28 protein-coding genes are annotated in these 24,812 nt (G+C 42.6%); 16 read left to right on the forward strand and 12 right to left on the reverse strand.

What is annotated here, in order from left to right:
- Positions 1 to 138 precede the first annotated feature (138 nt).
- The 7 genes from Q0203_RS00785 to ffh form a co-directional block, all read right to left on the reverse strand.
- A complete protein-coding gene (locus Q0203_RS00785; RefSeq protein ID WP_005696507.1) occupies positions 139 to 360 on the reverse strand; it encodes an integrase core domain-containing protein in 222 nt (73 codons plus the stop codon).
- Positions 357 to 1,070, reverse strand: a complete 714-nt coding sequence (locus tag Q0203_RS00790) for a DUF2063 domain-containing protein (RefSeq protein WP_297928846.1) — start codon at positions 1,068 to 1,070, stop codon at positions 357 to 359. The genes Q0203_RS00785 and Q0203_RS00790 overlap by 4 nt, the downstream gene beginning before the upstream one ends.
- On the reverse strand, positions 1,060 to 1,980 hold the full coding sequence (locus Q0203_RS00795; RefSeq protein ID WP_109427031.1) for a DUF692 family protein: 921 nt from the start codon (positions 1,978 to 1,980) through the stop codon (positions 1,060 to 1,062). Before Q0203_RS00795 ends, Q0203_RS00790 begins: the two co-directional genes overlap by 11 nt.
- A 77-nt stretch (positions 1,981 to 2,057) precedes the next feature.
- Positions 2,058 to 2,294, reverse strand: a complete 237-nt coding sequence (locus Q0203_RS00800; protein ID WP_297928848.1) for a hypothetical protein — start codon at positions 2,292 to 2,294, stop codon at positions 2,058 to 2,060.
- A 34-nt stretch (positions 2,295 to 2,328) separates the two neighbouring features.
- On the reverse strand, positions 2,329 to 2,769 hold the full coding sequence (locus tag Q0203_RS00805; protein WP_005699852.1) for a DoxX family protein: 441 nt from the start codon (positions 2,767 to 2,769) through the stop codon (positions 2,329 to 2,331).
- 236 nt (positions 2,770 to 3,005) lie between these two features.
- Positions 3,006 to 3,245 (reverse strand): integrase core domain-containing protein, encoded by a 240-nt coding sequence (locus Q0203_RS00810; protein WP_255308532.1) that lies wholly within the window; start codon positions 3,243 to 3,245, stop codon positions 3,006 to 3,008.
- Between the two features lie 152 nt (positions 3,246 to 3,397).
- Positions 3,398 to 4,777: a signal recognition particle protein gene (ffh, locus tag Q0203_RS00815; RefSeq protein WP_111295664.1), complete on the reverse strand. Its 1,380-nt coding sequence runs from the start codon at positions 4,775 to 4,777 to the stop codon at positions 3,398 to 3,400.
- A gap of 152 nt (positions 4,778 to 4,929) precedes the next feature.
- Here ffh and ccsA point away from each other — a divergent pair, with 152 nt between their 5' ends.
- On the forward strand, positions 4,930 to 5,724 hold the full coding sequence (gene ccsA, locus Q0203_RS00820; protein WP_295972887.1) for a cytochrome c biogenesis protein CcsA: 795 nt from the start codon (positions 4,930 to 4,932) through the stop codon (positions 5,722 to 5,724).
- 75 nt (positions 5,725 to 5,799) lie between these two features.
- Complete coding sequence (locus Q0203_RS00825; protein ID WP_033002484.1) at positions 5,800 to 7,062, forward strand: HlyC/CorC family transporter; 1,263 nt, start codon at positions 5,800 to 5,802, stop codon at positions 7,060 to 7,062.
- 115 nt (positions 7,063 to 7,177) lie between these two features.
- On the opposite strand, the gene Q0203_RS00830 is transcribed toward Q0203_RS00825, so the two are convergent.
- Positions 7,178 to 7,759 (reverse strand): uracil-DNA glycosylase family protein, encoded by a 582-nt coding sequence (locus Q0203_RS00830; RefSeq protein ID WP_297928851.1) that lies wholly within the window; start codon positions 7,757 to 7,759, stop codon positions 7,178 to 7,180.
- 23 nt (positions 7,760 to 7,782) lie between these two features.
- Entirely contained in the window at positions 7,783 to 9,156 is a 1,374-nt protein-coding gene (mpl, locus tag Q0203_RS00835) for a UDP-N-acetylmuramate:L-alanyl-gamma-D-glutamyl-meso-diaminopimelate ligase (protein WP_297928852.1), read from the reverse strand.
- Between the two features lie 154 nt (positions 9,157 to 9,310).
- On the opposite strand from mpl, the gene fbp reads away from it, so the two are divergent.
- Positions 9,311 to 10,315 (forward strand): class 1 fructose-bisphosphatase, encoded by a 1,005-nt coding sequence (gene fbp / locus Q0203_RS00840; RefSeq protein WP_295972898.1) that lies wholly within the window; start codon positions 9,311 to 9,313, stop codon positions 10,313 to 10,315.
- Positions 10,316 to 10,416: 101 nt separating this feature from the next.
- Here the strand turns inward: fbp and Q0203_RS00845 are convergent, their stop codons facing one another.
- Entirely contained in the window at positions 10,417 to 11,223 is an 807-nt protein-coding gene (locus Q0203_RS00845) for a hypothetical protein (RefSeq protein WP_297928854.1), read from the reverse strand.
- A 211-nt stretch (positions 11,224 to 11,434) separates the two neighbouring features.
- Here Q0203_RS00845 and Q0203_RS00850 point away from each other — a divergent pair, with 211 nt between their 5' ends.
- The 3 genes from Q0203_RS00850 to lysC all read left to right on the forward strand — a co-directional run bounded on the left by Q0203_RS00850 (position 11,435) and on the right by lysC (position 14,849).
- A complete protein-coding gene (locus tag Q0203_RS00850; protein ID WP_297928856.1) occupies positions 11,435 to 12,106 on the forward strand; it encodes a trimeric intracellular cation channel family protein in 672 nt (223 codons plus the stop codon).
- Between the two features lie 8 nt (positions 12,107 to 12,114).
- Complete coding sequence (gene proA / locus Q0203_RS00855) at positions 12,115 to 13,377, forward strand: glutamate-5-semialdehyde dehydrogenase (protein WP_297928858.1); 1,263 nt, start codon at positions 12,115 to 12,117, stop codon at positions 13,375 to 13,377.
- Positions 13,378 to 13,496: 119 nt separating this feature from the next.
- The gene (gene lysC, locus Q0203_RS00860; RefSeq protein WP_297928860.1) at positions 13,497 to 14,849 is read left to right on the forward strand and encodes a lysine-sensitive aspartokinase 3; all 1,353 of its coding nucleotides are present in this window, start codon (positions 13,497 to 13,499) and stop codon (positions 14,847 to 14,849) included.
- A 139-nt stretch (positions 14,850 to 14,988) separates the two neighbouring features.
- On the opposite strand, the gene murJ is transcribed toward lysC, so the two are convergent.
- A complete protein-coding gene (murJ, locus tag Q0203_RS00865; protein WP_297928862.1) occupies positions 14,989 to 16,557 on the reverse strand; it encodes a murein biosynthesis integral membrane protein MurJ in 1,569 nt (522 codons plus the stop codon).
- A 269-nt stretch (positions 16,558 to 16,826) separates the two neighbouring features.
- Between murJ and rpsT the strand changes: the two genes are divergently transcribed.
- Entirely contained in the window at positions 16,827 to 17,090 is a 264-nt protein-coding gene (gene rpsT / locus Q0203_RS00870; RefSeq protein ID WP_005548279.1) for a 30S ribosomal protein S20, read from the forward strand.
- A 451-nt stretch (positions 17,091 to 17,541) separates the two neighbouring features.
- Here rpsT and Q0203_RS00875 read toward each other — a convergent pair whose 3' ends face one another.
- A complete protein-coding gene (locus Q0203_RS00875) occupies positions 17,542 to 18,768 on the reverse strand; it encodes an MFS transporter (protein ID WP_297928863.1) in 1,227 nt (408 codons plus the stop codon).
- Positions 18,769 to 18,996: 228 nt separating this feature from the next.
- Between Q0203_RS00875 and yihI the strand changes: the two genes are divergently transcribed.
- The 9 genes from yihI (at position 18,997) to exbD (ending at position 24,808) form a co-directional block, all read left to right on the forward strand.
- On the forward strand, positions 18,997 to 19,557 hold the full coding sequence (gene yihI / locus Q0203_RS00880; RefSeq protein ID WP_297928865.1) for a Der GTPase-activating protein YihI: 561 nt from the start codon (positions 18,997 to 18,999) through the stop codon (positions 19,555 to 19,557).
- A 14-nt stretch (positions 19,558 to 19,571) separates the two neighbouring features.
- On the forward strand, positions 19,572 to 20,006 hold the full coding sequence (locus Q0203_RS00885) for a DUF2489 domain-containing protein (RefSeq protein WP_290521024.1): 435 nt from the start codon (positions 19,572 to 19,574) through the stop codon (positions 20,004 to 20,006).
- Positions 20,007 to 20,026: 20 nt separating this feature from the next.
- Positions 20,027 to 21,394 (forward strand): oxygen-independent coproporphyrinogen III oxidase, encoded by a 1,368-nt coding sequence (hemN, locus tag Q0203_RS00890; protein ID WP_297928867.1) that lies wholly within the window; start codon positions 20,027 to 20,029, stop codon positions 21,392 to 21,394.
- A gap of 161 nt (positions 21,395 to 21,555) precedes the next feature.
- The gene (gene rpsP, locus Q0203_RS00895; RefSeq protein ID WP_297928869.1) at positions 21,556 to 21,804 is read left to right on the forward strand and encodes a 30S ribosomal protein S16; all 249 of its coding nucleotides are present in this window, start codon (positions 21,556 to 21,558) and stop codon (positions 21,802 to 21,804) included.
- Between the two features lie 24 nt (positions 21,805 to 21,828).
- Positions 21,829 to 22,356 (forward strand): ribosome maturation factor RimM, encoded by a 528-nt coding sequence (rimM, locus tag Q0203_RS00900; RefSeq protein WP_297928871.1) that lies wholly within the window; start codon positions 21,829 to 21,831, stop codon positions 22,354 to 22,356.
- Between the two features lie 64 nt (positions 22,357 to 22,420).
- Positions 22,421 to 23,170, forward strand: coding sequence for a tRNA (guanosine(37)-N1)-methyltransferase TrmD (gene trmD, locus Q0203_RS00905; RefSeq protein WP_297928872.1), 750 nt, complete (start codon positions 22,421 to 22,423; stop codon positions 23,168 to 23,170).
- Between the two features lie 24 nt (positions 23,171 to 23,194).
- Positions 23,195 to 23,545 (forward strand): 50S ribosomal protein L19, encoded by a 351-nt coding sequence (gene rplS, locus Q0203_RS00910; protein WP_021615897.1) that lies wholly within the window; start codon positions 23,195 to 23,197, stop codon positions 23,543 to 23,545.
- Between the two features lie 312 nt (positions 23,546 to 23,857).
- Positions 23,858 to 24,322 (forward strand): TonB-system energizer ExbB, encoded by a 465-nt coding sequence (exbB, locus tag Q0203_RS00915; RefSeq protein WP_297928873.1) that lies wholly within the window; start codon positions 23,858 to 23,860, stop codon positions 24,320 to 24,322.
- Positions 24,323 to 24,331: 9 nt separating this feature from the next.
- Positions 24,332 to 24,808, forward strand: a complete 477-nt coding sequence (gene exbD / locus Q0203_RS00920) for a TonB system transport protein ExbD (RefSeq protein WP_297928875.1) — start codon at positions 24,332 to 24,334, stop codon at positions 24,806 to 24,808.
- Positions 24,809 to 24,812: the final 4 nt, after the last annotated feature.

Genomic DNA, 24,812 nt, shown 5'->3' on the forward strand with positions numbered 1-24,812 from the left:
GAATAAGTATTGGGCGTGTCATTGTGCGGTGAATTTTAAAAATGTTCGGTATTATGTAGCAGTTGCACAAAGGTTTAACCGATTAAAAACCTTAAAATTCCTATTGAAATTTTAACTCAATAGGGATGTAGTGATCAGCTAATTCAACAGTCCCCGATAGGTTGTTTCTGTTAAAACAGGCGGCAAACCTTGATTGTAACGATGTGGGCTAACAAAATTGTAATACATCACATAAGCTCTCACATCGTCCATCGCTTGCCCCAAGGTTAGATAGTCGCCCTCTTGCATCCATTCATATTTAAAGCTGCGGAACCAACGCTCCATTGGGGCATTATCCCAACAGTTACCTCGGCGACTCATACTTTGGGATAAAGCACTTCAGCATTAATCCAATTCACCCAAGTGTTTTCCAATAATGGAATTAAGGGGGTGCTATCTTCAACTACGGTATTCAAGGCAGATAATACATCTTCTAAAGACGAAGGTTGTTCTTGTATATAACTTAATAGCCAAAAGTCAAGTTCAGATAAGCGTTGTTGCAGAATATTAAAATCGCTATCCCGCCATATAACAGCTTGCATAGGTTTTTTATCAAATTGTTTAAAATCGCTTGATAAAAAATCGACTTCATAGCTTTTTAAATAAGCTGCATCAGATAACTGCATTACGCTATACTTATTCCACTCAAATTTTTCAGGTACTTTTGCTAAAGAAACTTCTGCAAGTAATTGGGTATTTTCAAAATCCATCAATGCCAGTATATTGGCATCAAAACTCTCTTTTTCTTGACAAAATAAGAGAAATTCTCCAGCAATATCTTGAAAATAAGGCGAATGTGATTTTCCTGTTAATACAAACGCTTCTTTTGTCTGAGACCAACTCTCAGCAGAAACGTGTTTAGGCGCTTCAACAAAACAACGGTCAATAAAACCAAAGATGTTATTTCGAACTAAACGAGCATAAACAGCAAGGCGATTCGGAGCATAACCATTTAGAGGTTGAGCATTAGCCAATCGAACTGCTGTGGCAAGTGCTTTTTGTGTTTCAATAAGCGAAGGTTTAGGCTGCATAGGATATTACCTCTTTTTGAGCATATTTTTGCTGTAGTTGTGCAATATGTTCAACTTCAGCATAAAGTTCTGCAAATGGAGGGAAATTGAAATCACGCTCTAATAATGTTGGCGGAATGGCAGGTAGTCGTTGATAGGCATATTCTAATAAATCCCACACAGTACCTTTTACTGCCTCACCGTGCGTATCAATTAATAACTCTGGTAAATAGCGATATGCCCCTTTTATTTTATTAAATGATTCCCCTTCTAAATCCTCTACAACTTGTGCCGCAGAATGTTCTTCGTCGTGTCCGGCAATATGAATGTAATTGACACGTTTCACATCTACTTGATCTAAGAAAACATAAGGATCAAGTAAACCGTGATTGACGCCATTTACATAAATATTATTTACATCTAAATGAATACCACAATCCGCTTCTTGTGCAATAGCATTTAAAAATTCTACTTCATTCATTGTGCTGGTGGGAGAGTGTAAATAATAAGAGGTGTTTTCTAATGAAATTTGTAATCCTAAAAAATCTTGCACATAGCGGATTCTCTGTGCTACGTGTTTTACAGCTTCTTCAGTAAATGGCATAGGTAATAAATCATATAAATGCCCTTCACATTCACAATAACTCAAATGTTCAGAAAAAAATGTCGAATTATATTGAGTCATTAATGCTTTAGTATTTTTTAATAACTCGCGATCAAGTGGTGCTTGTCCGCCTAATGAAAGTGATAGTCCGTGTACCGCAAGTGGATATCTTTCTGCTGCCTGATCAAATTTATAACGAGCAGCTCCCCCCATTTTTACCCAATTTTCTGGAGCAACTTCCATAAACTGAATCGCATTATTTGATGATAAATTCAAAAAATCATCTGCTAAATCTCGGCGATACCCTAATCCTGCACCTTGTAACATAATTATTTACTCCTTTTAATACAACACTGGTGTAAATTTACACCAGTGTTATGTATGGCATCTAGATTTAAATACGATTATTTAGAACCGCATTTACCTTCACCACATTTACCTTCTGCGGCTTTTGGTTTGCTCGCACCGCATTTACCTTCTCCGCATTTACCTTCTGCAGCTTTTGTTTTCACACATTTATCACCCACACAAGGTGTTGCAGCTTTATCTGTACTGCTTGATTTTGGCTCAGCGTGTGCAACAGTAGCTGCTGTCATCGTTAATGCTCCTGCTAATGCGGCTAAAGTGGATAATTTTTTCATTTAAATCTCCTAGAGTTTGATATTGAATATATAGTTAGAGGAATTTCAACCAGCTTTTAGTTGGATAAACCTTCTTAATAAGCGTGTCTAAAGAGAGTTTCCCCGCTCCCTGCGTAATTAAGATTAATAAAGTTACCACATAAATTAAGGGTAATTTATAACCATTATCACAAACGTTATAACCTGAATCGGCGTGAATGCTATACCACGCGACAGAGATTAAAATCGTTAAACTTAATGCACTAAAACGTGTTAGCACCCCAAATATCAGCAAGAATGGGAAAATTAATTCAGATCCCATTGCAACGTGCCAATTAATATCGGCTGGAATAAGATTAAATGGAAAAGGAAAACGATCTTGTATTTCCGTAAACCAATTTTGACCATTCCATTTTTCTAACCCTGCCTCTAAAAACTCCCACGCAAGAAAAAAGCGTAAAATCAATAAACTCACGCCGCTGCTAATACCTTGCATCTTACAATCTTTCATTTTTTTCCTCTGATTGATTAGCTATTTTATGAAATTATTTAGTTCATTATGGTAGGAAATGCTTCCTTGTTATTCTATTAGTCGGAGATAAGCCTTTTTTCTTACACTTTTTTTTCAAAAAATTGAAAATATTATTTTTTGTAAAAATGCAGATAACATTAAGGGCAAAGATTCTAATAATCTTCGCCCTTTTATCTTTTACTAATTAATGTAGCAATCAGCTAATTCAACAGTCCCCGATAGGTTGTTTCTGTTAAAACAGGCGGCAAACCTTGATTGTAACGATGTGGGCTAACAAAATTGTAATACATCACATAAGCTCTCACATCGTCCATCGCTTGCCCCAAGGTTAGATAGTCGCCCTCTTGCATCCATTCATATTTAAAGCTGCGGAACCAACGCTCCATTGGGGCATTATCCCAACAGTTACCTCGGCGACTCATACTTTGGGTTACCTGAATGAAGGTTGGGAGGAATAGCTACACCTTGAGTTTGAAAAAATGGAAAATTTATGCGGTAAATTAGTCAATTTTCGGACTTTGTGCAGCTGCTACATAATACCGAAAATGTTTTTAATATTCACCGCACTTTTTATGTGGGGAGAGGGGGACATTTAGCGTCTAAACATTCCGCCTAATCCGCCGAGCCCGCCTCCCATTAAGCCTTGCATGCCGCGCATCATTTTTGCCATGCCGCCTTTACGCATTTTCTTCATCATGCGTTGCATTTCGTCAAATTGTTTGAGCAACTTGTTTACGTCTTGCACTTGCGTGCCGGAACCAAGAGCAATGCGACGACGGCGAGAACCTTTGATGATGTCCGGATTGGCGCGTTCTTTTAAGGTCATGGAATTGATGATGGCTTCCAGTTTGTTGAACATTTTGTCGTCCACCTGATTTTTTACATGATCCGGCAGGTTTTTCGCACCCGGTAATTTTTCCAACATGGACATCATACCACCCATTTTTTTCATTTCGCGTAATTGTTCGCGGAAATCTTCTAAGGTGAAATCGTCGCCTTTTTTGAATTTTTGCGCCATTTTTTCCGCTTTTTCACGGTCAACGGAACGTTCTAAATCTTCAATCAAAGAAAGTACATCACCCATGCCAAGAATACGTGATGCCACGCGATCCGGATGGAACGGCTCTAACGCATCGGTTTTTTCCCCCACCCCGAGGAATTTAATCGGCTTGCCGGTAATTTGACGAATAGATAATGCGGCACCACCACGCGCATCGCCATCCACTTTGGTGAGAATGACACCGGTAAGCGGCAAAGCCTCATTAAAGGCTTTTGCTGTATTTGCCGCATCTTGACCGGTCATGGCATCCACGGTGAAGAGCGTTTCGATTGGATTTAATGCCGCATGAACCTGCTTGATTTCATCCATCATTTCACTATCAACGTGCAAACGACCGGCGGTATCCACAATCAGCACATCGTAGAATTTTAATTTCGCGTCTGCCAACGCGGCTTTCGCAATATCTACCGGCTTTTGTTTCACATCTGACGGGAAGAAATCGACATTAACCCCTTGTGCGAGGGTTTCTAATTGTTTGATCGCCGCCGGACGATAGACGTCGGCAGAAACAACAAGTACTTTTTTCTTATGACGTTCACGCAGAAATTTGGCCAGTTTACCCACACTGGTGGTTTTACCCGCCCCTTGTAAACCCGCCATTAAAATCACAGCAGGTGGTTGGGTGGCTAGATTTAAACTTTCGTTGGCTTCACCCATTGCCGCTTCTAATTCGGCTTGGACGATTTTGACGAATTCTTGTCCCGGCGTGAGGCTTTTATTGACTTCTACCCCAATGGCACGTTCTTTTACATTGTTAATAAAATCGCGCACGACCGGCAATGCCACATCGGCTTCTAACAATGCCATGCGCACTTCGCGCAAGGTTTCTTTAATGTTATCTTCGGTTAAACGACCTCGACCGCTGATATTGCGTAAGGTTTTGGAAAGACGATCGGATAAATTCTCAAACATAATATTTCCTGTGGTTAAATCGGAAAGGTATCATCGGTAAAATGCCGTTCATTATACTGAAATTCCGCGCATTTTCACGTCAAATAAAGTCGTGGCGATTTTAGCTTGATCTCGTTAGAATAAAACGCCAACAAAACAAAGGAAGCATCATTATGTGGTTTGCGGTTTTATCAATTCTTTTTTACCTCATTAGTGTATTACGCATTGCCCCGATTTTATTAACCTCGCAAGTGGCGGGCGCGGATGTGAAACGTCAAAAAACACCGTTTTTTTTGACCGCACTTTTGGCGGTGGTTTTTCACCTGATTAGCACTTTCCCACTATTGGGAGACTTGGCGGAAGGGCAGAATTTCAGCATTATGGAAGTGGCTTCGTTGATGAGCGTGATGATCGCTATACTCGCCACGATCGCCATGTTGCGCGTCAATACCATGTGGTTTGTGTTACCGATTGTTTATTGTTTTTCCATTATTAACTTGATTTATGCGACTTTTCTACCAAGCCACATCATTCAATTGTTGAATCAAAATACATCAATGCTTTTTCATATCGGCTTGTCGATTTTTGCTTATGCCGTCTGCTGTATCGCGACCCTGTATGCGATTCAGTTGGTCTGGATTGATCGTCGTTTGAAAAGCAAGAAAATGACTTTTTCACCGATGGTACCGCCGCTTATGACAGTAGAACGACATTTTTTCCGTTTATTGGTCAGTGGTGAAGTATTGATGACATTCACCCTTATCTCCGGTACCTTTCATTTGGTTAATGCGATGACGCCGGATAATATTCATAAAGGTTTATTTTCGTTATTCGGCTGGGTTGTATTCGGCATTGCGATTTTAGGCTATAAGCACTACCGCTGGCGTGGAAAAAAGATGATTATTTACACAATTTCAGGTATGATTTTACTTACGGTTGCTTATTTTGGTAGTCGTCTGATTGTGTAATATCAGTAAATGAGAGAAAAGTGCGGTGAGTTTTTCCCGCCTTTTTTATTTTTAAATTAATGCAAGGATTTCGCTTTGGACAGTATTCCCCTTAGTACGTTATTTATCATTTTAATTGCCTGTTTAGTCCTTTCTGCCTATTTTTCCGGCTCTGAAACAGGTTTGCTTTCTTTAAATAAATATCGCTTGCGTTTTTTAGCAGAGCAGGGCAATAAAGGCGCCAAAAAAGCGGAGATGTTGCTTGCTAAACCGGACAAACTACTGAGTTTTATTCTTATCTTTAATAACCTTGTGAATATTAGTGCTTCGGCGATTGCGACCGTGATTGGGATGCGATTATATGGCGATGCCGGTGTGGCGATTGCCACCGGTGCATTAACGTTCGTGATGTTGATTTTCTCTGAAATCTTCCCCAAAACGGTGGCAGCGATGCACCCAGAAAAAGTGGGATTGACCTCGAGCCATCTATTAACCCCATTACTCAAGGTTTTTGCTCCTTTAGTTTGGGTGATGAATGTGTTCACCAAATTTTTAATGCGTTTAGTGGGCTTAAAACCGGATCTGAAGAAACAAGTCATTAGCCGCGAAGAATTACGCAGCATCGTTTCCGAAGCGGGAGAAGCAACACCGGATGAGCAACATCCGCAAATGTTGCTGTCTATTTTGGATATGGAAACCGTTACCGTGGATGACATCATGGTGCCGCGCAATGAAATCGGCGGCATTGATATTGATGATGACTGGAAATCTATCATGCGCCAGCTCAATCATGCGGCACATAACCGTGTGGTGTTGTATAAAGGCAGTATGGACGAAAACGTGCTCGGTATTTTGCGTGTTCGCGAAGCGTTCCGTTTGTTGCTGGAAAAAAATGAATTTACCAAAGAAACCTTGATTCGTGCTGCCGATGAAGTGTATTTCATTCCTGAAGGCACGGCTTTAAAGACGCAATTAGCTAATTTCCGTAATAAAAAAGAGCGTATCGGTTTAGTGGTGGACGAATACGGCGATATTAAAGGTTTGGTTACCTTGGAAGACATTTTGGAAGAAATCGTGGGCGATTTTACCACCTCTAACACGCCGACCATTGATGAAGAAGTGATGACACAATCTGATGGTTCAATGATTATTGAAGGTTCTGCCAATTTACGTGATTTAAATAAAATGTTCCATTGGAATTTGGATACCGAAGATGCCCGCACATTTAACGGTTTGATTTTGGAACATTTAGAAGAAATCCCTGAAGAAGGCACCGTCTGTGAAATTAATGGCTTACGCATTACCATTTTAGAGGTGGGTGAAAATATGATTAAACAGGCAAAAGTCGTGAAATTATAGCGCGCCTTGATGAAGAAAAATCCGCACCTAAAACTATCTTAACAGAGAAGACAAGGTACGGGGTTTTGTTTTTTTTAATCAATATGGCATGTCATCAGCCGCAGAATACGCGAGATTATTTTTCAATAATCTGCTTCACCAAGGCTTGTAATGTTGGAATAACTTCCTGTGCAAACCAAGGGTTTTTCGCCTGCCAGAGTTGATTTCGTGGAGAGGGATGCACTAAGGGCAAAAAGTGCGGTAGAAATTCGCGGTAGTTTTTAACGGTATCTGTGACATTTAGGCGATTTTCAGGCAGGTAATAGCGTTGCGCATATTGCCCGATGAGAATGGTCAATTCAAGTTGGGGGAGTTGTGCCAAAATTTGAGGATGCCATTTTGCGGCAAAACCTTTACGTGGCGGTAAATCACCGGATTTGCCTTTGCCCGGATAATAAAAATCCATAGGAATCACAGCAAATAAGCCGGAATGATAGAATAGATCGCGATCTACACCGAGCCAATGACGAAGTCGATCGCCACTTTGATCGTTCCAATACAAGCGACTATTTTGTGCTTTCAATCCCGGCGCTTGCCCCACAATGTTAATGCGAGCGGTAACAGGCGCCGCGAACAAGGGCGCAATACCTCTGTCGGTGAAAGAACGATTTTCCGGATCCGCCATGATGGCTTGGGTGATTTGCTCTAGTGTTTGCATACTTCCTCGAACCTCGTTAAAGATTACGCATGTTTCTTTTCTAATGCGTCTAACAGCTTCTGATGAATACCACCAAAGCTGCCGTTGGACATCACCAAAATATGATCCGTTGGTTTGGCTTCAGCTGCAATGAGATGAACAAAGTCATCCAAATTATCGCTGTCATACGCTGGCTGAGTTAAATGCGCAGAGATTTCCGCCACTTTCCACGGAATAGTGTCCGGTTGAAATAAAAATACCGCATCCGCTTTTTCTAATGCCGGTGCGATGTCCTCTTTATGTACCCCCATTTTCATCGTGTTAGAACGTGGTTCCAGCACCGCCAAAATACGTTCATTTTGTCCCACTTTATCGCGAAGTGCGGTCAACGTAGCTTGTATTTCTGTTGGATGATGGGCGAAATCATCGTAAACCGTCACGCCCTGAACATTGCCCTTCACTTCCAAACGGCGTTTTGCGTTGATAAATGTTCCCAGTGCCGCACAGGCATTTTCAATACTCACGCCCGCATGATGCGCCGCCGCAATGGCCATTAAGCCGTTCCGCATATTGTGCTCGCCTACAATATTCCAATGTACTTCTGCCACTTTCTCACCTTGATGGAACACAGCGAATTCCGTGCAATCGTGTTTAATGCGCTCCGCATACCATTCCTGATCGCGACCGACATATTGGCATTCAGACCAACAGCCCATTGCCAAGGTTTGTTGCACACTTTCTTCGTTTGCAAAAGAGAGAATTCGCCCATTGTTTGGAATGGTGCGAATCATGTGGTGGAACTGACGTTGAATGGCTTTCAAATCGTCAAAAATATCCGCATGGTCAAAACCAATATTATTAATAATCAACGTGCGCGGGTTGTAATGCACAAATTTAGAACGCTTGTCAAAAAATGCCGTGTCATATTCATCCGCTTCAATCACGAAATACGGGCTCTTACCTAAACGCGCGGAAATCCCGAAATTGCCTGCAATGCCACCGATTAAAAAGCCCGGTTGTAAACCGTTTTGTTCCAAAATCCACGTCAGCATCCCGGTGGTAGTGGTTTTTCCATGGGTACCTGACACTGCCAAAACCCAACGATTACGCAATAAATGATCATGCAACCACTGTGGCCCGGAGGTATAAGGCAGGTTGTTTGCCAACATATATTCAATACAAGGATTACCGCGTTTCATGGCATTGCCCACAATCACCATATCCGGCGCCGGTTGCAGTTGGCTTGGGTCAAAGTGCGGTATGATTTCAATGTTATTTTCTGCAAGGAACGTGCTCATCGGCGGGTAAACGTTCGTATCAGAGCCGGTAACGTGGTAGCCCATTTGTTTGGCAATCATGGCAATACCGCCCATAAACGTGCCGCAAATACCTAAAATATGAACATGTTTGGTTGTCATTTGGAGTCCTTATGCATTCCAATTTCTGATGTAAACGCGAAAAATGTGTTGTGAATCACAGAAATAGGAATCTTTTTAATCATCTGAAAATGAGGATGTTATAATAAGCCAAGTTACGATTTGAGTAAATTTATTCATCAAATAAGGAAAAAGTATGAAAACGTTAGGCGAATTTATTGTAGAAAAACAAGCGGAATACCCAAATGCTAAAGGGGAGTTAAGTGGCATTTTGTCCTCCATTCGCTTAGTGGCAAAAGTGATTCACCGCGATATCAACAAAGCCGGTTTAACTAATAATATTATTGGTAATTCCGGTGTAGAAAATGTGCAAGGCGAAGCGCAAATGAAATTAGACTTATTCGCTCACAACACGATGAAACAAGCCCTTATGAGCCGCGAAGAAGTCGCCGGTTTTGCTTCCGAAGAAGAGGAAAATTTCATTGCCTTTGATACGGAGCGTGGTCGCAACGCGAAATACGTCATTTTAACCGACCCATTGGACGGCTCCTCCAACATTGATGTGAACGTTTCCGTTGGTACCATTTTCTCCATTTATCGCCGCGTTTCACCGGTAGGCACACCGGTCACCTTAGAAGACTTCATGCAACCGGGCAATCGCCAAGTGGCAGCAGGTTATATCGTGTATGGTTCCTCCACCATGTTGGTTTACACCACAGGACATGGTGTCAACGGTTTTACTTACGATCCATCACTCGGTGTGTTCTGCCTCTCCCATGAAAACATTCAAATTCCGCAAACCGGCAAAATTTATTCCATTAACGAAGGGCAATACCTCAAATTCCCGATGGGCGTGAAAAAATACCTGAAATATTGCCAAGAAGAAGATAAAGAAACTCAACGTCCTTACACTTCTCGTTATATCGGTTCTTTGGTGTCCGACTTCCACCGCAACATGCTTAAAGGCGGTATTTATATTTATCCAAGTGCCACAAACTACCCGAACGGCAAATTGCGTTTACTCTATGAAGGCAACCCAATGGCATTCTTGGCAGAACAAGCCGGCGGCGTGGCAAGTGACGGTTATAATCGCATTTTGGATATTCAACCGACTGCATTACACCAACGCGTTCCGCTTTTCATCGGTTCTAGAGAAATGGTGAAAAAAGCCGAACAATTAATGCGTGATTTTAAAGAGTAATCCATTAAGTGCGGTCAGAAAATGACGTATTTTATTTAAAGAAACGTTCATAAAAAAACCTCCTCAATTCTGAGGAGATTTTTTCTTACCTAAATCACGCATTACATCAAATACGCAAAATTTGCCCACAATGGCAAGCTGGCCGTCATAAATAAGAGAATGAGAAGGCTGTTATAAGACAACGCCCATTTTTTGAAAACATGGATTGCCAACATGGCGGCCATCACTAAATGCAATAAGAGATAAAGTAACAAAGCAAATTCGTTGCTAAAAACCACCGCACTTTGTTGAAAAAGAATGAATAAATTCACACATACAAACAGCGCATTCAGTGCCAGAAAGGCAATCGCCGCCAACATCAACAATGCAATAAATCCTTTCAGACGATTGCGAGAAATCACTAAAGCTAAATTCGCCAAAATAATCCCTAATAGGATTTGTGCCACGGGGTTAAATTGAATGAAGTTTTCTTCGCTAGCCAGCATCAAGCCATAACCAATGACACCCAACATACCGATGAAACCGGCGATTTTTAATAAGAGATGACGTAATTTAACCTCAAACGGTTGCTTCCATGTGATGATAGTCATTGCCAAACCACAAAGACAAACCAAGTCCATGAATACATGGTGATAGCTTGTCCCTAAACCGAACAACAGCCAAACCACCCAAAATAGACCAAAATAAAGGTTTACCCGCCCTAATCGGGAACGTTGGCCGTTACAAATTTTGCCTTTAATAAAAGCAATCAGACAAATCAACTGTGCCGTTAATACACCAAGCGCCAAATGCGACATTGCGTTGGCCTGCGGCTCCAACCAAAAGGCAAAAAGATCAATAACGAGTAACAAAAAAATGGGGAAGAAAGACGAAAGTGCGGTTAAAAATTTAGGTTGTTCTTCGGACATACGATTTCCTTGTGATAAACAAAGACAAAAATTGCCGTGCATTATGCAAGAATTCCCAAAAACGGTCAAAAGCTAGGACAAAAGTGCGGTTGAAAAACACAACGTTTTTTCAATTATCACAAGGCAAAATAAAGTTATGATCTAAAACATGGTATTTTGCCCTTTCTCTCTCTAAAATAACGCAAAAATTCACCGCACTTTAAGGAACCTTATGCTGCTCAGCATTCTTTACATCATTGGTATCACCGCCGAAGCCATTACCGGTGCCCTTGCCGCAGGTCGAGAGAAAATGGATATTTTCGGCGTCGTTATTATTGCCAGCATGACCGCTATCGGCGGCGGCTCTGTGCGCGATGTGCTCTTAGGGCATTATCCGTTAGGCTGGGTAAAACATCCCGAATATTTTATTATCGTGGCCTCGGCTGCGGTGTTAACCGTATTTATCGCGCCTTTTATTCGCCATTTCATGCGTTATTTTCACACCATTTTCTTGGTGCTGGATGCTGTCGGACTTATTGTGTTTTCCATTATTGGTGCCCAAATCGCGTTAGATATGGGGCATGGCACGACAATTGCCGTAATTGCCGCCATTATTACCGGCGCATTCGGCGGGGTATTGCGTGATTTATTGTGTAATCGTATTCCACTCGTGTTCCAGAAAGAGCTATACGCCAGCGTGGCATTATTGGCGACGGTTATTTACATCGGTCTACAACATCTACAGGTAGATCAAAACATCGTCATTATCATTACCTTGATTGTTGGCTTTATTACCCGCTTACTGGCAATTTACTTTGAATGGGGCCTGCCGATTTTTGATTATCAAGAACAAGATATTTCAACACATCATAAAGACGACAAATTACCGCAAAAAACGAAATAGGAGAAAAGATGTCCGTCAATTTAATTGAAATGGGAAAACAGGCGAAAGAGGCAGCCTTTGTACTTTCCCAACTTTCCCAATGCGAAAAAAATCAAGCCTTAGCGTTTATCGCCGAGCAATTAGAACAAGAACAAGCTCGTATTTTAGCCGCCAACGCACAGGACATTGAAGCCGCCAAACAAAACGGTTTATCCGGCGCCATTATTGATCGTTTATTATTAACGCCTGAACGTTTACAGGGTATCGCTAATGACGTGCGACATGTGATTTCTTTGGTGGATCCCGTTGGGCAACTTATTGACGGCGGTGTGTTAGATAGTGGTGTCAAGATTAAACGTGTTCGCGTGCCTTTAGGCGTTATCGGCACGATCTACGAAGCGCGTCCGAATGTGACAATTGATGTGGCAAGTCTCTGCTTAAAAACCGGCAACGCCGTCATTCTACGCGGCGGCAAAGAAACACAACATTCTAATAAAATCTTGGTGGACGTGGTGCAAATTGCCTTAGAACGTGCCGGCTTACCTAAAGCGGCGGTTCAAGCCATTACGGATCCCGATCGTGCGCTAGTCATGGAATTACTGAAATTAGACCAATATGTCGACATGATCATCCCTCGTGGCGGCGCAGCATTGCATCAATTGGCAAAAGAACATTCCACCATTCCGGTGATTGTCGGCGGTATCGGCGTTTGCCATATGTTCATTGAGGAAACCGCCGATTTGGAAAAAGCACTGCCGGTGATTTTGAATGCAAAAACACAACGCCCAAGCACCTGTAACACCTTGGAAACGCTGTTGGTACAACGTAGCATTGCAAATGACTTTTTACCTAAACTGGCAGAAACGTTGAAAGAGAAAAACGTAAAATTACACGCAGATCCGACCGCACTTTTCTTATTGCAAAAAGCCGGTGCCAATGTGGTGCCATTAGTGGAAGCCGAACTGAAACAAGAATGGCTTTCATTGGATTTAAATGTGGTTGTCGTCGAAGATTTAGCACAAGCCGTCGCACATATTCGTCAATATGGCAGTCAACACTCCGACAGTATTTTGACCTCTTCGCAAAAGCAGGCGCAGCAATTTATCGCGCAAGTGGATTCGGCGGCAGTTTATGTCAATGCCAGCACCCGTTTTACTGACGGCGGACAATTTGGTCTAGGAGCAGAAGTGGCGGTAAGCACACAAAAATTACACGCTCGCGGCCCAATGGGATTAGAGGCACTCACTACCTATAAATGGGTGTGCGTAGGCGATTATTCGATCCGTTCTTAAAAAAGAGGGCATTTTTTAAATATTATTTAAAAATCAAAATTAATTGTTTGACAAAACTCCGGTAAATCAGTATTTGTAGAGTAAACACACTAATCATACTTATTTATCGGAGTTTTTTTATGTCTCATCTTTCAGTTGCTAAATTCGGTGGCACCAGTGTTGCCAACTACCCCGCCATGCAATCTTGCGCCAACATCGTGATTGCCGATCCCAATACTCGCGTTGTTGTTCTCTCTGCTTCCGCCGGTGTCACCAACTTATTGGTCGCCTTAGCAAACGGTTGTGAAGAACCGGAACGCAATAAATTGCTAAATGAAGTGCGTCAAATTCAAGAAAACATTTTGACAGAATTAAAAGACGACAGTCGCGTGCGACCAAAAATCGAAGCCTTATTAGCCAATATCACCTCATTAGCGGAAGCCGCGAATTTAGCCACCTCCTTGGCATTAACCGATGAATTAATCAGCCACGGTGAAATGATGTCTTCCTTGATTTTTGTGGAAGTGTTGCGTGAATTACAAATTGAAGCCACTTGGTTGGATGTGCGTACCATTGTTGCCACAAACAGCCATTTCGGCAAAGCCGCACCAAATGATGAACAAACCCGTCAAAACTGCGATAACCTCTTGAAACCGTTAATCGAACGCGGTGAGTTAGTCATTACTCAAGGTTTTATCGGCCGTGATGAACAAGGTAAAACGACCACCTTAGGACGTGGCGGTAGCGACTACTCTGCTGCTTTACTCGCTGAAGTGCTCAATGCGCAAGATGTGTTAATTTGGACCGATGTTGCCGGCATTTACACCACCGATCCTCGCATCGTGCAAACTGCACAGCGCATTGATACCATGAGTTTTTCCGAAGCGGCAGAAATGGCAACCTTCGGTGCGAAAGTATTGCACCCGGCAACCTTACTTCCTGCCGTGCGCAGCAATATCCCGGTCTATGTCGGTTCCAGCAAAGCGCCACAAGACGGCGGCACTTGGGTCACCCGCAATCCGCAACCGCGCCCGACATTCCGTGCGATTGCCTTGCGTCGTGACCAAACCTTGCTCACACTCTCCAGCTTAAATATGTTGTATGCACAAGGTTTTTTAGCGAATATTTTCACGATTTTAGCCAAACACAAAATCTCCGTAGACACCATCACAACATCGGAAGTTAGCGTTGCCTTAACCTTGGATAAAACGGGTTCAGCCTCTTCCGGTAAAAGCTTACTCTCTCAGGAATTAATCGAAGAATTAAGCCAATTCTGCACGGTGAAAGTGGATACCGGCTTGTCTTTGGTCGCCTTAATCGGCAATGAACTCCACACAGCCTCCGGTGTCGCCAAACGTATTTTTGAAACCTTAGATGCGTACAATATCCGTATGATTAGTTACGGTGCCAGCACTAACAATATTTGCTTGTTGGCAGACAGCGATAAAGCCGATGACATTGTTCGTTCCTTACATCGCTCTTTGTTTGAGTAAAACGTATGAAAAAATGACCGCACTTTGTGGTCATTGGTTTGTTTGGAAAAACCTCACGTCTGTTTGATGTGGTAAAGGGGAGAAGATGAAATGTCATTTTCTCCCTTTTTCATTGGATTCGGTGATTTTTTCTCGCCGGTTATTTTATTAAGAGGTGTTGCTTACGAAGACCCAGGACCAGCAACATGCCACCATAAACGATTGCCGCTAAAACAATCAGCCATGCGAGCCAATGTACGCGGGTAAGAAAACTCATGGCATTCCATTCAATGAGTGTTGGGCTGTTATACCAAACCAATAGCCCCATCATAGCGGCGGCACAAAAAACTTTCAGAAAAAATACCGCACTTTGACGGCTAAAATGATAAACATCCGCTTTTGCCAAACCACGATAAAGCAGATAGGCGTTTAAGGTTGCAGACATGGCTGACGCCATCGCCAAGCCTACGTAACTGAAAGGAATCGCTAATAAATTGAACGCCATGTTACTCACCATGGCAATGATGCCGATTTTCACCGGCGTTTTGGTGTCTTGGCGGGCGTAATAACCATTGGCCAAAATCTTGATTAACATGAAGCTTAGAAGCCCTACGTTAAAGCCCCACAGGGAATAAGAGGCGGCCTGAACATCGTTAAAGGTAAAGCTACCGCGCATAAACAGCACGAGCAACATCGGTTGCGCCAACACAGCGATACCAATCATTGCCGGCACACCGAGCAATAAAATCATGCGTACGCCCCAGTCCATTGTGTTGCGAAAATCCACCGCACTTTTAGCGTTATCATCACGGTTCACATGGTGCCGAGCAAGGGTTGGCAAAATCACCGTAGAAATGGCAATACCGAACAACCCAAGCGGAAACTCTAACAAGCGGTCGGAATAATATAGCCAACTGATGGAGCCCGTCATTAAAAAACTGGCGATAAAGGTATCAAGGAGCAAGTTGATTTGGCTTACAGAAACCCCGAATAAGGCGGGAATCATCAGTGTGCGAATTTTCTTCACGCCTTCGTCATGCCACGCCCATTTGGGTTTTACTAATAATTTGGCTTGATATAAGAAAGGCAGTTGAAACAGAAATTGTAATAACCCGCCGAGAAAGATCCCGATAGCCAAGCCTAAATCCGGATTTTCCAACTGCGGAGCCAGCCAAAGTGCGGTGGCGATCATGGCAATATTGAGCAACACCGGCGAGAACGACATCACGCCGAATTTACCGATGGTATTCAGAATTGCACCGGACAGCGCTACGAAGGTCACAAACCATAAATAAGGAAAGGTGATTTTGAGCAGCAACGAGGCTTGTGTGAATTTTTCCGCATTCGGCCCGTCATTCAGCCAATCCACAAACCAACCTGTGCCGAAAATTGCCGCGACCACCGGCGAACCGATCATCGCTAATAAGGTAACGACCGTGACCAAACCACCTAACGTTCCCGACACCTTGCCGATAAATTCACGGGTTTTGGATAAATCACCGGATTTTTGATATTCCGCTAACACCGGTACAAATGCTTGTGAAAACGCCCCTTCGGCGAATAATCGGCGGAGGAAATTAGGAATACGATTGGCGAATAAAAATACGTCTGCCGCCGCACCGGCACCGATTAAATTGGCAATCACCACATCGCGTACCAAGCCTAATACGCGCGAAACAAGCGTCATGCCGCTGACAATAATGCCGGATTTTAATAATCTTTTGCTCAAAACGAATTACTCTGAATAATAAAATTTGCCTAATTGTATAGAAATTTCGTTTTTACGCTATATTCTAAGGGAAAAAACTGTTAAAATCCCGCGCACATCGTTTGTGTGAGCCCATTTAGGAAGCACTTGTTAAGAATAACGATGCTTACTTTCGGTTGTGTCTCACCGAAATCAAAACAAAATCCCCGTTGACAAAAGTACAAGAAATCGGCATATTTACGCCCCTATTTTGTCACTATTAACTAACAGAAATTTTTAGGAGTTTGACCTTGGCTAATATCAAGTCAGCAAAAAAACGTGCGGTTCAATCTGAAAAACGCCGTCAACACAACGCAAGCCAACGCTCTATGATGCGTACTTACATCAAAAAAGTTTATGCCCAAGTCGCAGCGGGCGAGAAAGCAGCAGCTGAAGCAGCATTCGTTGAAATGCAAAAAGTTGTTGACCGTATGGCTTCTAAAGGCCTAATTCACGCTAACAAAGCAGCAAACCACAAATCTAAATTAGCTGCACAAATCAAAAAACTAGCTTAATTTTGCCTTTTCATTATTAAAGAAAAACCGCTCATTTGAGCGGTTTTTTGTTATAGCCAGCCAAAGTCTGGTTATAAAAACCATACGCTATGCGTATGGAGCCCCTCCTCGTAGCGTGCAACTTGTTGCACGAATAATTAACCTCGATGTATTTCATGCGTAGCGTGCATCTTGATGCACGACCAAATTACGCACGGAAGGTTATTTAACGCTTTCGAGCATTCACGATTTCGTGCAACAAGTTGCACGCTACGATTCACTAAGTGATATGAAAATAAACACGGTGACCAGTTTTCACAAGCTCCTTGAGGGGCTTGTGAAGTATAGGCTCTTATAGGGGAGCCTAAAAACCGAACGTTTTACGTGCGGATTGTTATTTTTCTTTTTTGATGGGACGAGAAGTAAAGTGCGGTGAAAAAACATTTCATTTTTCAACCGCACTTTTATCGCATTAATGTAACTCTTTGCCTTTTAATTCCGGCACTAAACACACTGTTGCTAACATATCAATGACATAAATCACCGCGAGAAAAGCAATGGCGGTTTGGAAGGAATACGCAGAAACCACGGCGCCCACGGCGACCGGGCCAAAGCCACCGACAGCGCGACCTAAGTTAAACAACACGTTTTGCGCAGTAGCGCGTGCTTGAGTCGGGTAAGCTTCTGCCATTAACGCACCATAACCGCCCATCATGCCGTTCACAAACATCCCTAAGAATGCCCCGGCAATTAACATGGTATTCGGCTCCGTTAATTGAGAATACGCAATGATGCTGACCACAGCCCCAGCTTGGAACAATAAGAAGCTCGGTTTACGACCAATGTGATCCGCCAAACGCCCGAAAATCCAAATGCCCGCCATCATGCCGCAAACGGTCACCGCCGTCCATACGCCTGATTTCGTCAAGCTAAAACCAAGTTGTTTGGAAAGGAAATTAGGCATCCAAATCATAATGCCGTAATAACCGAAGTTTTGTACGGAGGTCAGGATAACCACGCCCAAACTGACTTTCGCTGTGGCTTTATCTTTCACTAATAACTTGAATGACTCCAATTTAGACGCCCAACGGTTTGTTGGCTTTGGAAGTGCGGTCTGTTTTTGCACAAAAATGTCAGGCTCATGCAAACGGGCACGTAAATACCACGCGACAAATGCCGGGAAAATCCCCACCAAAAACATGCCACGCCAGCCAATTTGTGGCAATAATAATGGGGTTAACAATGCTGCCGCTAATACACCGACTTGCCAGCCAAGCGCCACATAAGAAGCCGCTTTCGCACGGTGACGTGCCGGCCAAGCTTCCGCCGCTAATGCCATGCCGATCCCGAACTCGCCACCTAAACCAATACCGGCAATGGTGCGATAAATCAGTAAATCCCAATAACCTTTCGCCAATGCGCATAAGCCGGTGAATACCGCAAAAAGAATGATCGTCCACGTTAACACGCGCACACGGCCATATTTATCACTCAATGCACCGAAAACAATGCCACCGAAAACCGCACCAACCAATGTCCAAGTTACTAAAGAACCGCCTTGTGCCGGGGTTAATCCCAAATCGGCAGAGATGGCGCTTAACATAAAACCGAGAATAAGAAGATCGAAACCGTCCATCGCATAGCCGACGGCAGAGCCTAGCAAGGCTTTCCAGCCATAGCTATTTACTTTTGTTGTCATATTGAATTGTCCTTCTGTTACTCACAGGTAACATTTAAAGTTTATAAAGAAGTGATTTTTTAGCTTGTAGAAAACAAGGCACAAAAAATTGTGCGCTAGTTTACTGCTTTTTAAGAAAATTTCAATGAATGGCATGATAAAATCGGTAGAAGATTTGGCGTTCCTCTCGTTAAATTTCCTACACGGTGGTACAATCGCGGCTTAATTTTATTCGCTAAGAGATACGTTATGTCCCGTCAGAAAAAGACCCGTCGCGTGACGGATATTATGCCGACCCGCAAAACCGATAAAAAACCGACCGCACCACGTTCAGGTCGTCAGTCAACGCGTTATGAACTTGATGCAAAGGCGCGTGAAGAGAAGAAAAAACGCAAACACAAAGGATTAGCCTCAGGTTCCCGCCATAGTGCGGTGAATGTGAAAGCCGAAAATCAAGCGTTGGAGATGAAAGATCCGCGCATTGGCAGTCGTAAAAAAGTGCCGTTGATGGTGGAGTTCGTCAATAAACCGCAAAAAGCGCAAGCAGAATCAGCCGCAAAATCTGAACCAAAAGCAACCTTGGATCCGATGCTTGAATTAGAACAATTGGAGAATAATGAATGCTTAAATCACTTGTTGGATCAACTGGAAGAAGGCAAGCAATTGTCTCTCAAAGATCAGCAATTTGTGGATGAGTGCTTAGCGCGAGTCGCGCAATTAATGGAAGAATTAGGTATTGTAGAAGACGAGGAAAACGCCGAAGATTTATACCGCACTTTTGAGACAATCAACATTAACCAATTCAAATAAACCCGTTATTTATTATGTGGAAGACAGTATTATTGCTTGTGGCAGTTTGTATCATTGTGGGGATGATAGGCTATGCCACCTATTTATTGCTTGCCTTGCAAAAGCAAAAAAAGGCGTTGCAACAAGCTCGTCGAAACCGAATCAATCGTATTAAGGAAAGCATCGAAATCATTGCCAAAGCCATGCTGAATGACGATTGCAATCTTTCCGAGGGCGTGTTGCGCCTGAAAATGCTATTAGAACCGGTGGGAATGAGCATTAAAAACCATGTTACCATGCTGCAGTTATACGAAGTGGTTGAAACGATGCCGACACATGAGGCGCGCAACGCATTAAAAAAGAACGAACGTATGCGTTTAGATTTGCAACGTGAAAGTGCTGAAGCGGCACTTGAAAAAAACATTAAGTTGGAGTTACATCAGCTATTGGCTGATATTGAAAAATTATAAAAAATATTGGGGGAAATTTAATGTCCGAGATTATTTGGGATTTGGCATTAATTCAGAAATACAATCAATCCGGTCCGCGTTACACGTCTTATCCGACAGCATTGGAATTTAATGAACATTATACGAACGAGGATTTTATTGCTGCTACACAGCGTTATCCTGAGCGCCCGCTGTCTTTATATGTACACATTCCGTTTTGCCACAAACTTTGTTATTTTTGTGGTTGTAATAAGGTCATTACCCGCCATCAACATAAAGCGGATATCTATTTGGATTTTCTTGAAAAAGAAATTAAAGCGCGGTCAAAATTATTTACAAACCGTGTGGCGACCCAAGTGCATTGGGGCGGCGGCACGCCGACCTATTTAACGGAAGCACAGTCTGCCCGCTTAATGAATATGCTACGTGAACACTTCAAGATCGCTGACAATGCAGAAGTGAGTATTGAAATGGATCCGCGTGAAATTGAGCTTTCTATGCTGGACCATTTGCGCAACATTGGTTTTAACCGTATTAGTATGGGCGTGCAAGATTTCAATAAAGACGTGCAAAAAGCGGTGAATCGCGAGCAAGATGAGGCATTTGTCAATGCTTTATTGGTGCGCGCCCGTGAGTTGGGTTTCCAATCGACTAATTTGGATTTAATTTACGGTCTTCCGTTGCAAACCGTAGAAAGTTTTATGTTCACATTGCAAAAAGTGATTGAGCTCAATCCTGATCGTCTCAGTGTGTTTAACTATGCCCACCTGCCAAGCCGTTTTGCCGGTCAGGCGAAAATTAAGGAATGGCAATTACCTAAACCGGAAACTAAGCTGGAAATTTTGCAAAAAACCATCGAAACCTTGGGAAATGCCGGATATAAATTTATCGGTATGGATCACTTTGCGAAACCGGATGATGAACTTGCCATTGCACAGCAAAAAGGCATTTTGCATCGTAATTTCCAAGGTTACACCACACAGGAAGAATGTGATTTGCTGGGATTGGGTGTGTCGGCTATTAGCTTGTTAGGCGACACCTACGCACAAAACCAAAAAGATCTGAAAACCTATTATGCCCATGTGGAGGAAAATGGCATTGCCTTACACAAAGGCTTGGCGATGACAGAAGAAGATTGCCTGCGTCGTGATGTGATTAAACAATTAATTTGTAACTTTAAATTAGCGTATGCGCCATTAGAAAAACAGTACAACATTAACTTTAAACAACACTTTGCAGAAGATTTAGCGTTGCTAGCGCCTTTGGCTGCCGATGGTTTATTGGATATCGGTGAGGAGCAAATCACGGTTTCCGCAAAAGGACGCTTGTTGATTCGTAATATTTGTTTGTGTTTTGACACTTACTCTCGCGTACAAGCCAAGCAACAGCAATTCTCGCGGATTATTTAAGAAAAGCCGACATCGTATTTCCGGCTTGCTTTTTGCCGGGAAAAGAGTAAAATCCACAGGCTTTTTGTCTATATATACAGAGAAAAAAGTAAGTTTAACTCTCATTTAACTTTCGATATTTGAGGGTTTTCTTTTTGTAATTAAATTATTAGAGGAAGGTTATGGTAACCATTCGTTTATCTCGTGGCGGAGCTAAAAAACGCCCATTTTACCAAATCGTAGTTGCTGACAGCCGTTCACCACGTGACGGTCGTTTCATTGAGCGTGTGGGTTTCTTCAATCCAATCGCACAAGGCAATGCAGAACGTGTTCGTATCAATTTAGACCGTGTTAACCACTGGGTTAGCCAAGGTGCTTCATTGTCCGATCGCGTTGCGAGTTTAGTAAAAGAAGCGCAAAAAAACGCCTAATTTTACTTTTTTGAGGTGATGAATATGCAACAACAAAGAATCGAAACTGTCGGCAAATTAGGTTCGACTTATGGTATTCGCGGTTGGTTACGTATTTACTCATCCACAGAACAAGCTGAAAGTATCTTTGATTATCAACCTTGGTTTTTGAAAATCAAAGGGCAGTGGCAGCCAACCGAACTGGAAAATTGGCGTCATCATAATCACGAAATGATCGTTAAATTAAAAGGCGTGGATGATCGTGAAGCGGCGCAAATTCTTGCCAATGTGGAAATCGGTGTCGATTTATCGGTATTTCCAACCTTGGAAGAAGGGGATTACTACTGGCACGATTTAATTGGTTGTGCTGTGGTGAATCTGGAAGGTTATGCCATGGGAACCGTGACTGAAATGATGGAAACCGGTTCTAATGATGTATTGGTGGTAAAAGCCAATGTAAAAGATGCTTTCGGGAAACAAGAGCGGTTAATTCCGTTTTTGTATGAACAAGTAGTTAAAAGAGTCGATCCCGCCACTAAGACGATTACAGTGGATTGGGACGCTGGTTTCTAATCTCAGGTATGCCGTAGCGCTTTGCGGTAACATTAACATAAGGCTCAAAAATTAAGGCTAAATTATGTGGATTGGGGTAATAAGTCTGTTCCCTGAAATGTTTAAAGCAATTACGGAATACGGGGTAACCGGCAGGGCTGTTAAGCAAAACCTGTTACAAGTGCGGTGCTGGAATCCAAGAGATTTTACGCACGATAAGCATAAAACCGTGGATGACCGTCCTTATGGCGGAGGCCCGGGAATGCTGATGATGGTGCAACCGTTAAAGGATGCTATCGATTCAGCAAAAGAAGTCGCAGGCGAAGGTGCAAAAGTGATTTATCTCTCGCCGCAAGGTCGTAAACTCGATCAACAAGGCGTAGAGGAATTAGCGCAGAATCAGAAATTGATTTTGTTATGCGGCCGATATGAAGGCATTGACGAGCGTTTGATTGAAACGGTTGTTGATGAAGAATGGTCGGTAGGTGATTATGTCCTCACCGGCGGTGAATTACCGGCAATGACGTTAATTGACGCAGTTGCCCGTTTTATTCCCGGTGTACTCGGTAAACAGGCTTCCGCAGAGGAAGATTCGTTTGCCGACGGATTACTGGATTGCCCGCATTATACGCGTCCTGAAGTGCTTGATGGATTAACCGTGCCACCCGTGCTGATGTCGGGACACCATGAGGAAATTCGCAAATGGCGGTTAAAACAATCGTTATTGAGAACATGGTTACGACGCCCTGAGCTACTGGAAGGCCTAGCTCTGACTGACGAACAACGTAAGCTGTTAAAAGAGGTGAAAGCCGAATATAACAGTAAACTCAGTTAAATCTAGGATCAAAAAGGATCAAAAATGTCTAACATCATTAAACAACTTGAACAAGAACAATTAAAACAAAACGTACCTAGCTTCCGTCCAGGTGATACCTTAGAAGTGAAAGTATGGGTTGTTGAAGGTAGCAAACGTCGTTTGCAAGCGTTCGAAGGCGTGGTTATTGCAATTCGTAACCGTGGCTTGCATTCTGCATTCACCCTACGCAAAATCTCTAACGGTGTTGGTGTTGAGCGTGTATTCCAAACTCACTCTCCGGCAGTGGATAGCATCGTAGTGAAACGTAAAGGTGCGGTACGTAAAGCAAAACTTTACTACTTACGCGCACTTTCCGGTAAAGCAGCTCGTATTAAAGAGCGTTTGGGCGAATAATTTCGTATATTTAGAAGAATCTGCACGCGAAACGTTAGATAACATAACTCACGGACTAAGGTGCAGATTTTTTTATTTGTTAGCGTCCGACTATCGCCTCAGCCACAGGATTTCCTTTCCCTCTTTTCTTCCTATTCTCTCACTTGTTTTCTCCTTAAATCACGTCATTAATGCTTTTAACCTATTGATAAGTTTTGATTTACAAATCATTGAAGAGGATTATAATAAATGCGACTTATTATCAGTTAAAGAAAATTCCTATTCACAGTTTTCTTTTATTTATTTTTTCGAGCCTATTCAAAGGAAAAACAAATGCCGCAGATTTTTGACTTTTTACAAAAGTACAGTGATTACATTATTATCGGTTTATTGCTTTTTATGAGCGTCTTAATGCTCGCCATGGTGATTGAGCGTTTTATTTTCTTAGCCCGCGTTAAAGTCAGTCGATATTCCACCATTCATGCACTTGAAATTGATTTAAACCGCAATCTTACCGTAATTTCTACCATCGGCGCGAATGCACCTTATGTTGGTCTGCTAGGAACCGTTATCGGTATTCTTTTAACCTTTTATCAAATCGGTCAAGCCGGTGGTGAAGTCAATGCCGGCGAGATCATGATGCATTTATCTTTGGCGTTAAAAGCGACCGCACTTGGTATTTTGGTAGCTATTCCGTCAATGATTTTCTATAACGCATTAGGACGCAAGGTTGAAGTTAACCGTTTGAAGTGGAAAGTCTTAAATTCTCAAAAAGATAAAGAAGAAACCGAAGCATAAGGAATTCCTGTGAAAAAGTTTGATGAAATCAACATTATCCCTTTCATTGATATTATGTTGGTATTGTTGGCTATCGTGTTGATTACTGCTTCTTTTATTTCACAAGGAAAAATCCAAGTGAATGTACCGAAAGCAAGTGCTTCTGTGGCGTTTAAATCTAGCGAGCTGGCAAAATTATTAACCGTTACGGCAAAGGGTGAGCTGTTTTTTAATGACAAACCGACCACGCTTGAAGCGCTGGAGACTGAAATTGCCGGTTGGGATAAAACCCAAAAAGTGACCTTAAAGATTGATGCGGATGCCACATTCCAAGATTTTGTGTCTGTCACGGATTTATTGGCGAAAAATGACATTAAAGATGTCGCCATTGTGGCAACGAAAGATAAAGGTGGCGAGGAACCAAAAAACACGAATCCGCAGGCGCTCAAATCAGTGGAATCTCAAGGGACAAAACCTGCAGAACAAGCCGTCGGTGCCGGCAAGTAGGAGA

It is taken from the genome of uncultured Aggregatibacter sp. (genome assembly GCF_938046485.1).
Taxonomy (GTDB): Bacteria; Pseudomonadota; Gammaproteobacteria; order Enterobacterales; family Pasteurellaceae; genus Aggregatibacter.

Bases quoted from the DNA above. Each gene is read 5' to 3' on its own strand.
- hemN (WP_297928867.1), top strand. From the start codon at position 20,027: ATGTCCGAGATTATTTGGGATTTGGCATTAATTCAGAAATACAATCAA.
- fbp (WP_295972898.1), top strand. From the start codon at position 9,311: ATGAAAACGTTAGGCGAATTTATTGTAGAAAAACAAGCGGAATACCCA.
- mpl (WP_297928852.1), bottom strand. From the start codon at position 9,156: ATGACAACCAAACATGTTCATATTTTAGGTATTTGCGGCACGTTTATG.
- rpsP (WP_297928869.1), top strand. From the start codon at position 21,556: ATGGTAACCATTCGTTTATCTCGTGGCGGAGCTAAAAAACGCCCATTT.
- exbB (WP_297928873.1), top strand. From the start codon at position 23,858: ATGCCGCAGATTTTTGACTTTTTACAAAAGTACAGTGATTACATTATT.
- rplS (WP_021615897.1), top strand. From the start codon at position 23,195: ATGTCTAACATCATTAAACAACTTGAACAAGAACAATTAAAACAAAAC.
- ccsA (WP_295972887.1), top strand. From the start codon at position 4,930: ATGTGGTTTGCGGTTTTATCAATTCTTTTTTACCTCATTAGTGTATTA.
- trmD (WP_297928872.1), top strand. From the start codon at position 22,421: ATGTGGATTGGGGTAATAAGTCTGTTCCCTGAAATGTTTAAAGCAATT.
- Q0203_RS00800 (WP_297928848.1), bottom strand. From the start codon at position 2,294: ATGAAAAAATTATCCACTTTAGCCGCATTAGCAGGAGCATTAACGATG.
- lysC (WP_297928860.1), top strand. From the start codon at position 13,497: ATGTCTCATCTTTCAGTTGCTAAATTCGGTGGCACCAGTGTTGCCAAC.
- Q0203_RS00795 (WP_109427031.1), bottom strand. From the start codon at position 1,980: ATGTTACAAGGTGCAGGATTAGGGTATCGCCGAGATTTAGCAGATGAT.
- rimM (WP_297928871.1), top strand. From the start codon at position 21,829: ATGCAACAACAAAGAATCGAAACTGTCGGCAAATTAGGTTCGACTTAT.
- yihI (WP_297928865.1), top strand. From the start codon at position 18,997: ATGTCCCGTCAGAAAAAGACCCGTCGCGTGACGGATATTATGCCGACC.
- Q0203_RS00850 (WP_297928856.1), top strand. From the start codon at position 11,435: ATGCTGCTCAGCATTCTTTACATCATTGGTATCACCGCCGAAGCCATT.
- Q0203_RS00805 (WP_005699852.1), bottom strand. From the start codon at position 2,769: ATGCAAGGTATTAGCAGCGGCGTGAGTTTATTGATTTTACGCTTTTTT.
- Q0203_RS00875 (WP_297928863.1), bottom strand. From the start codon at position 18,768: ATGACAACAAAAGTAAATAGCTATGGCTGGAAAGCCTTGCTAGGCTCT.
- proA (WP_297928858.1), top strand. From the start codon at position 12,115: ATGTCCGTCAATTTAATTGAAATGGGAAAACAGGCGAAAGAGGCAGCC.
- Q0203_RS00785 (WP_005696507.1), bottom strand. From the start codon at position 360: ATGAGTCGCCGAGGTAACTGTTGGGATAATGCCCCAATGGAGCGTTGG.
- Q0203_RS00885 (WP_290521024.1), top strand. From the start codon at position 19,572: ATGTGGAAGACAGTATTATTGCTTGTGGCAGTTTGTATCATTGTGGGG.
- Q0203_RS00830 (WP_297928851.1), bottom strand. From the start codon at position 7,759: ATGCAAACACTAGAGCAAATCACCCAAGCCATCATGGCGGATCCGGAA.
- Q0203_RS00790 (WP_297928846.1), bottom strand. From the start codon at position 1,070: ATGCAGCCTAAACCTTCGCTTATTGAAACACAAAAAGCACTTGCCACA.
- Q0203_RS00845 (WP_297928854.1), bottom strand. From the start codon at position 11,223: ATGTCCGAAGAACAACCTAAATTTTTAACCGCACTTTCGTCTTTCTTC.
- ffh (WP_111295664.1), bottom strand. From the start codon at position 4,777: ATGTTTGAGAATTTATCCGATCGTCTTTCCAAAACCTTACGCAATATC.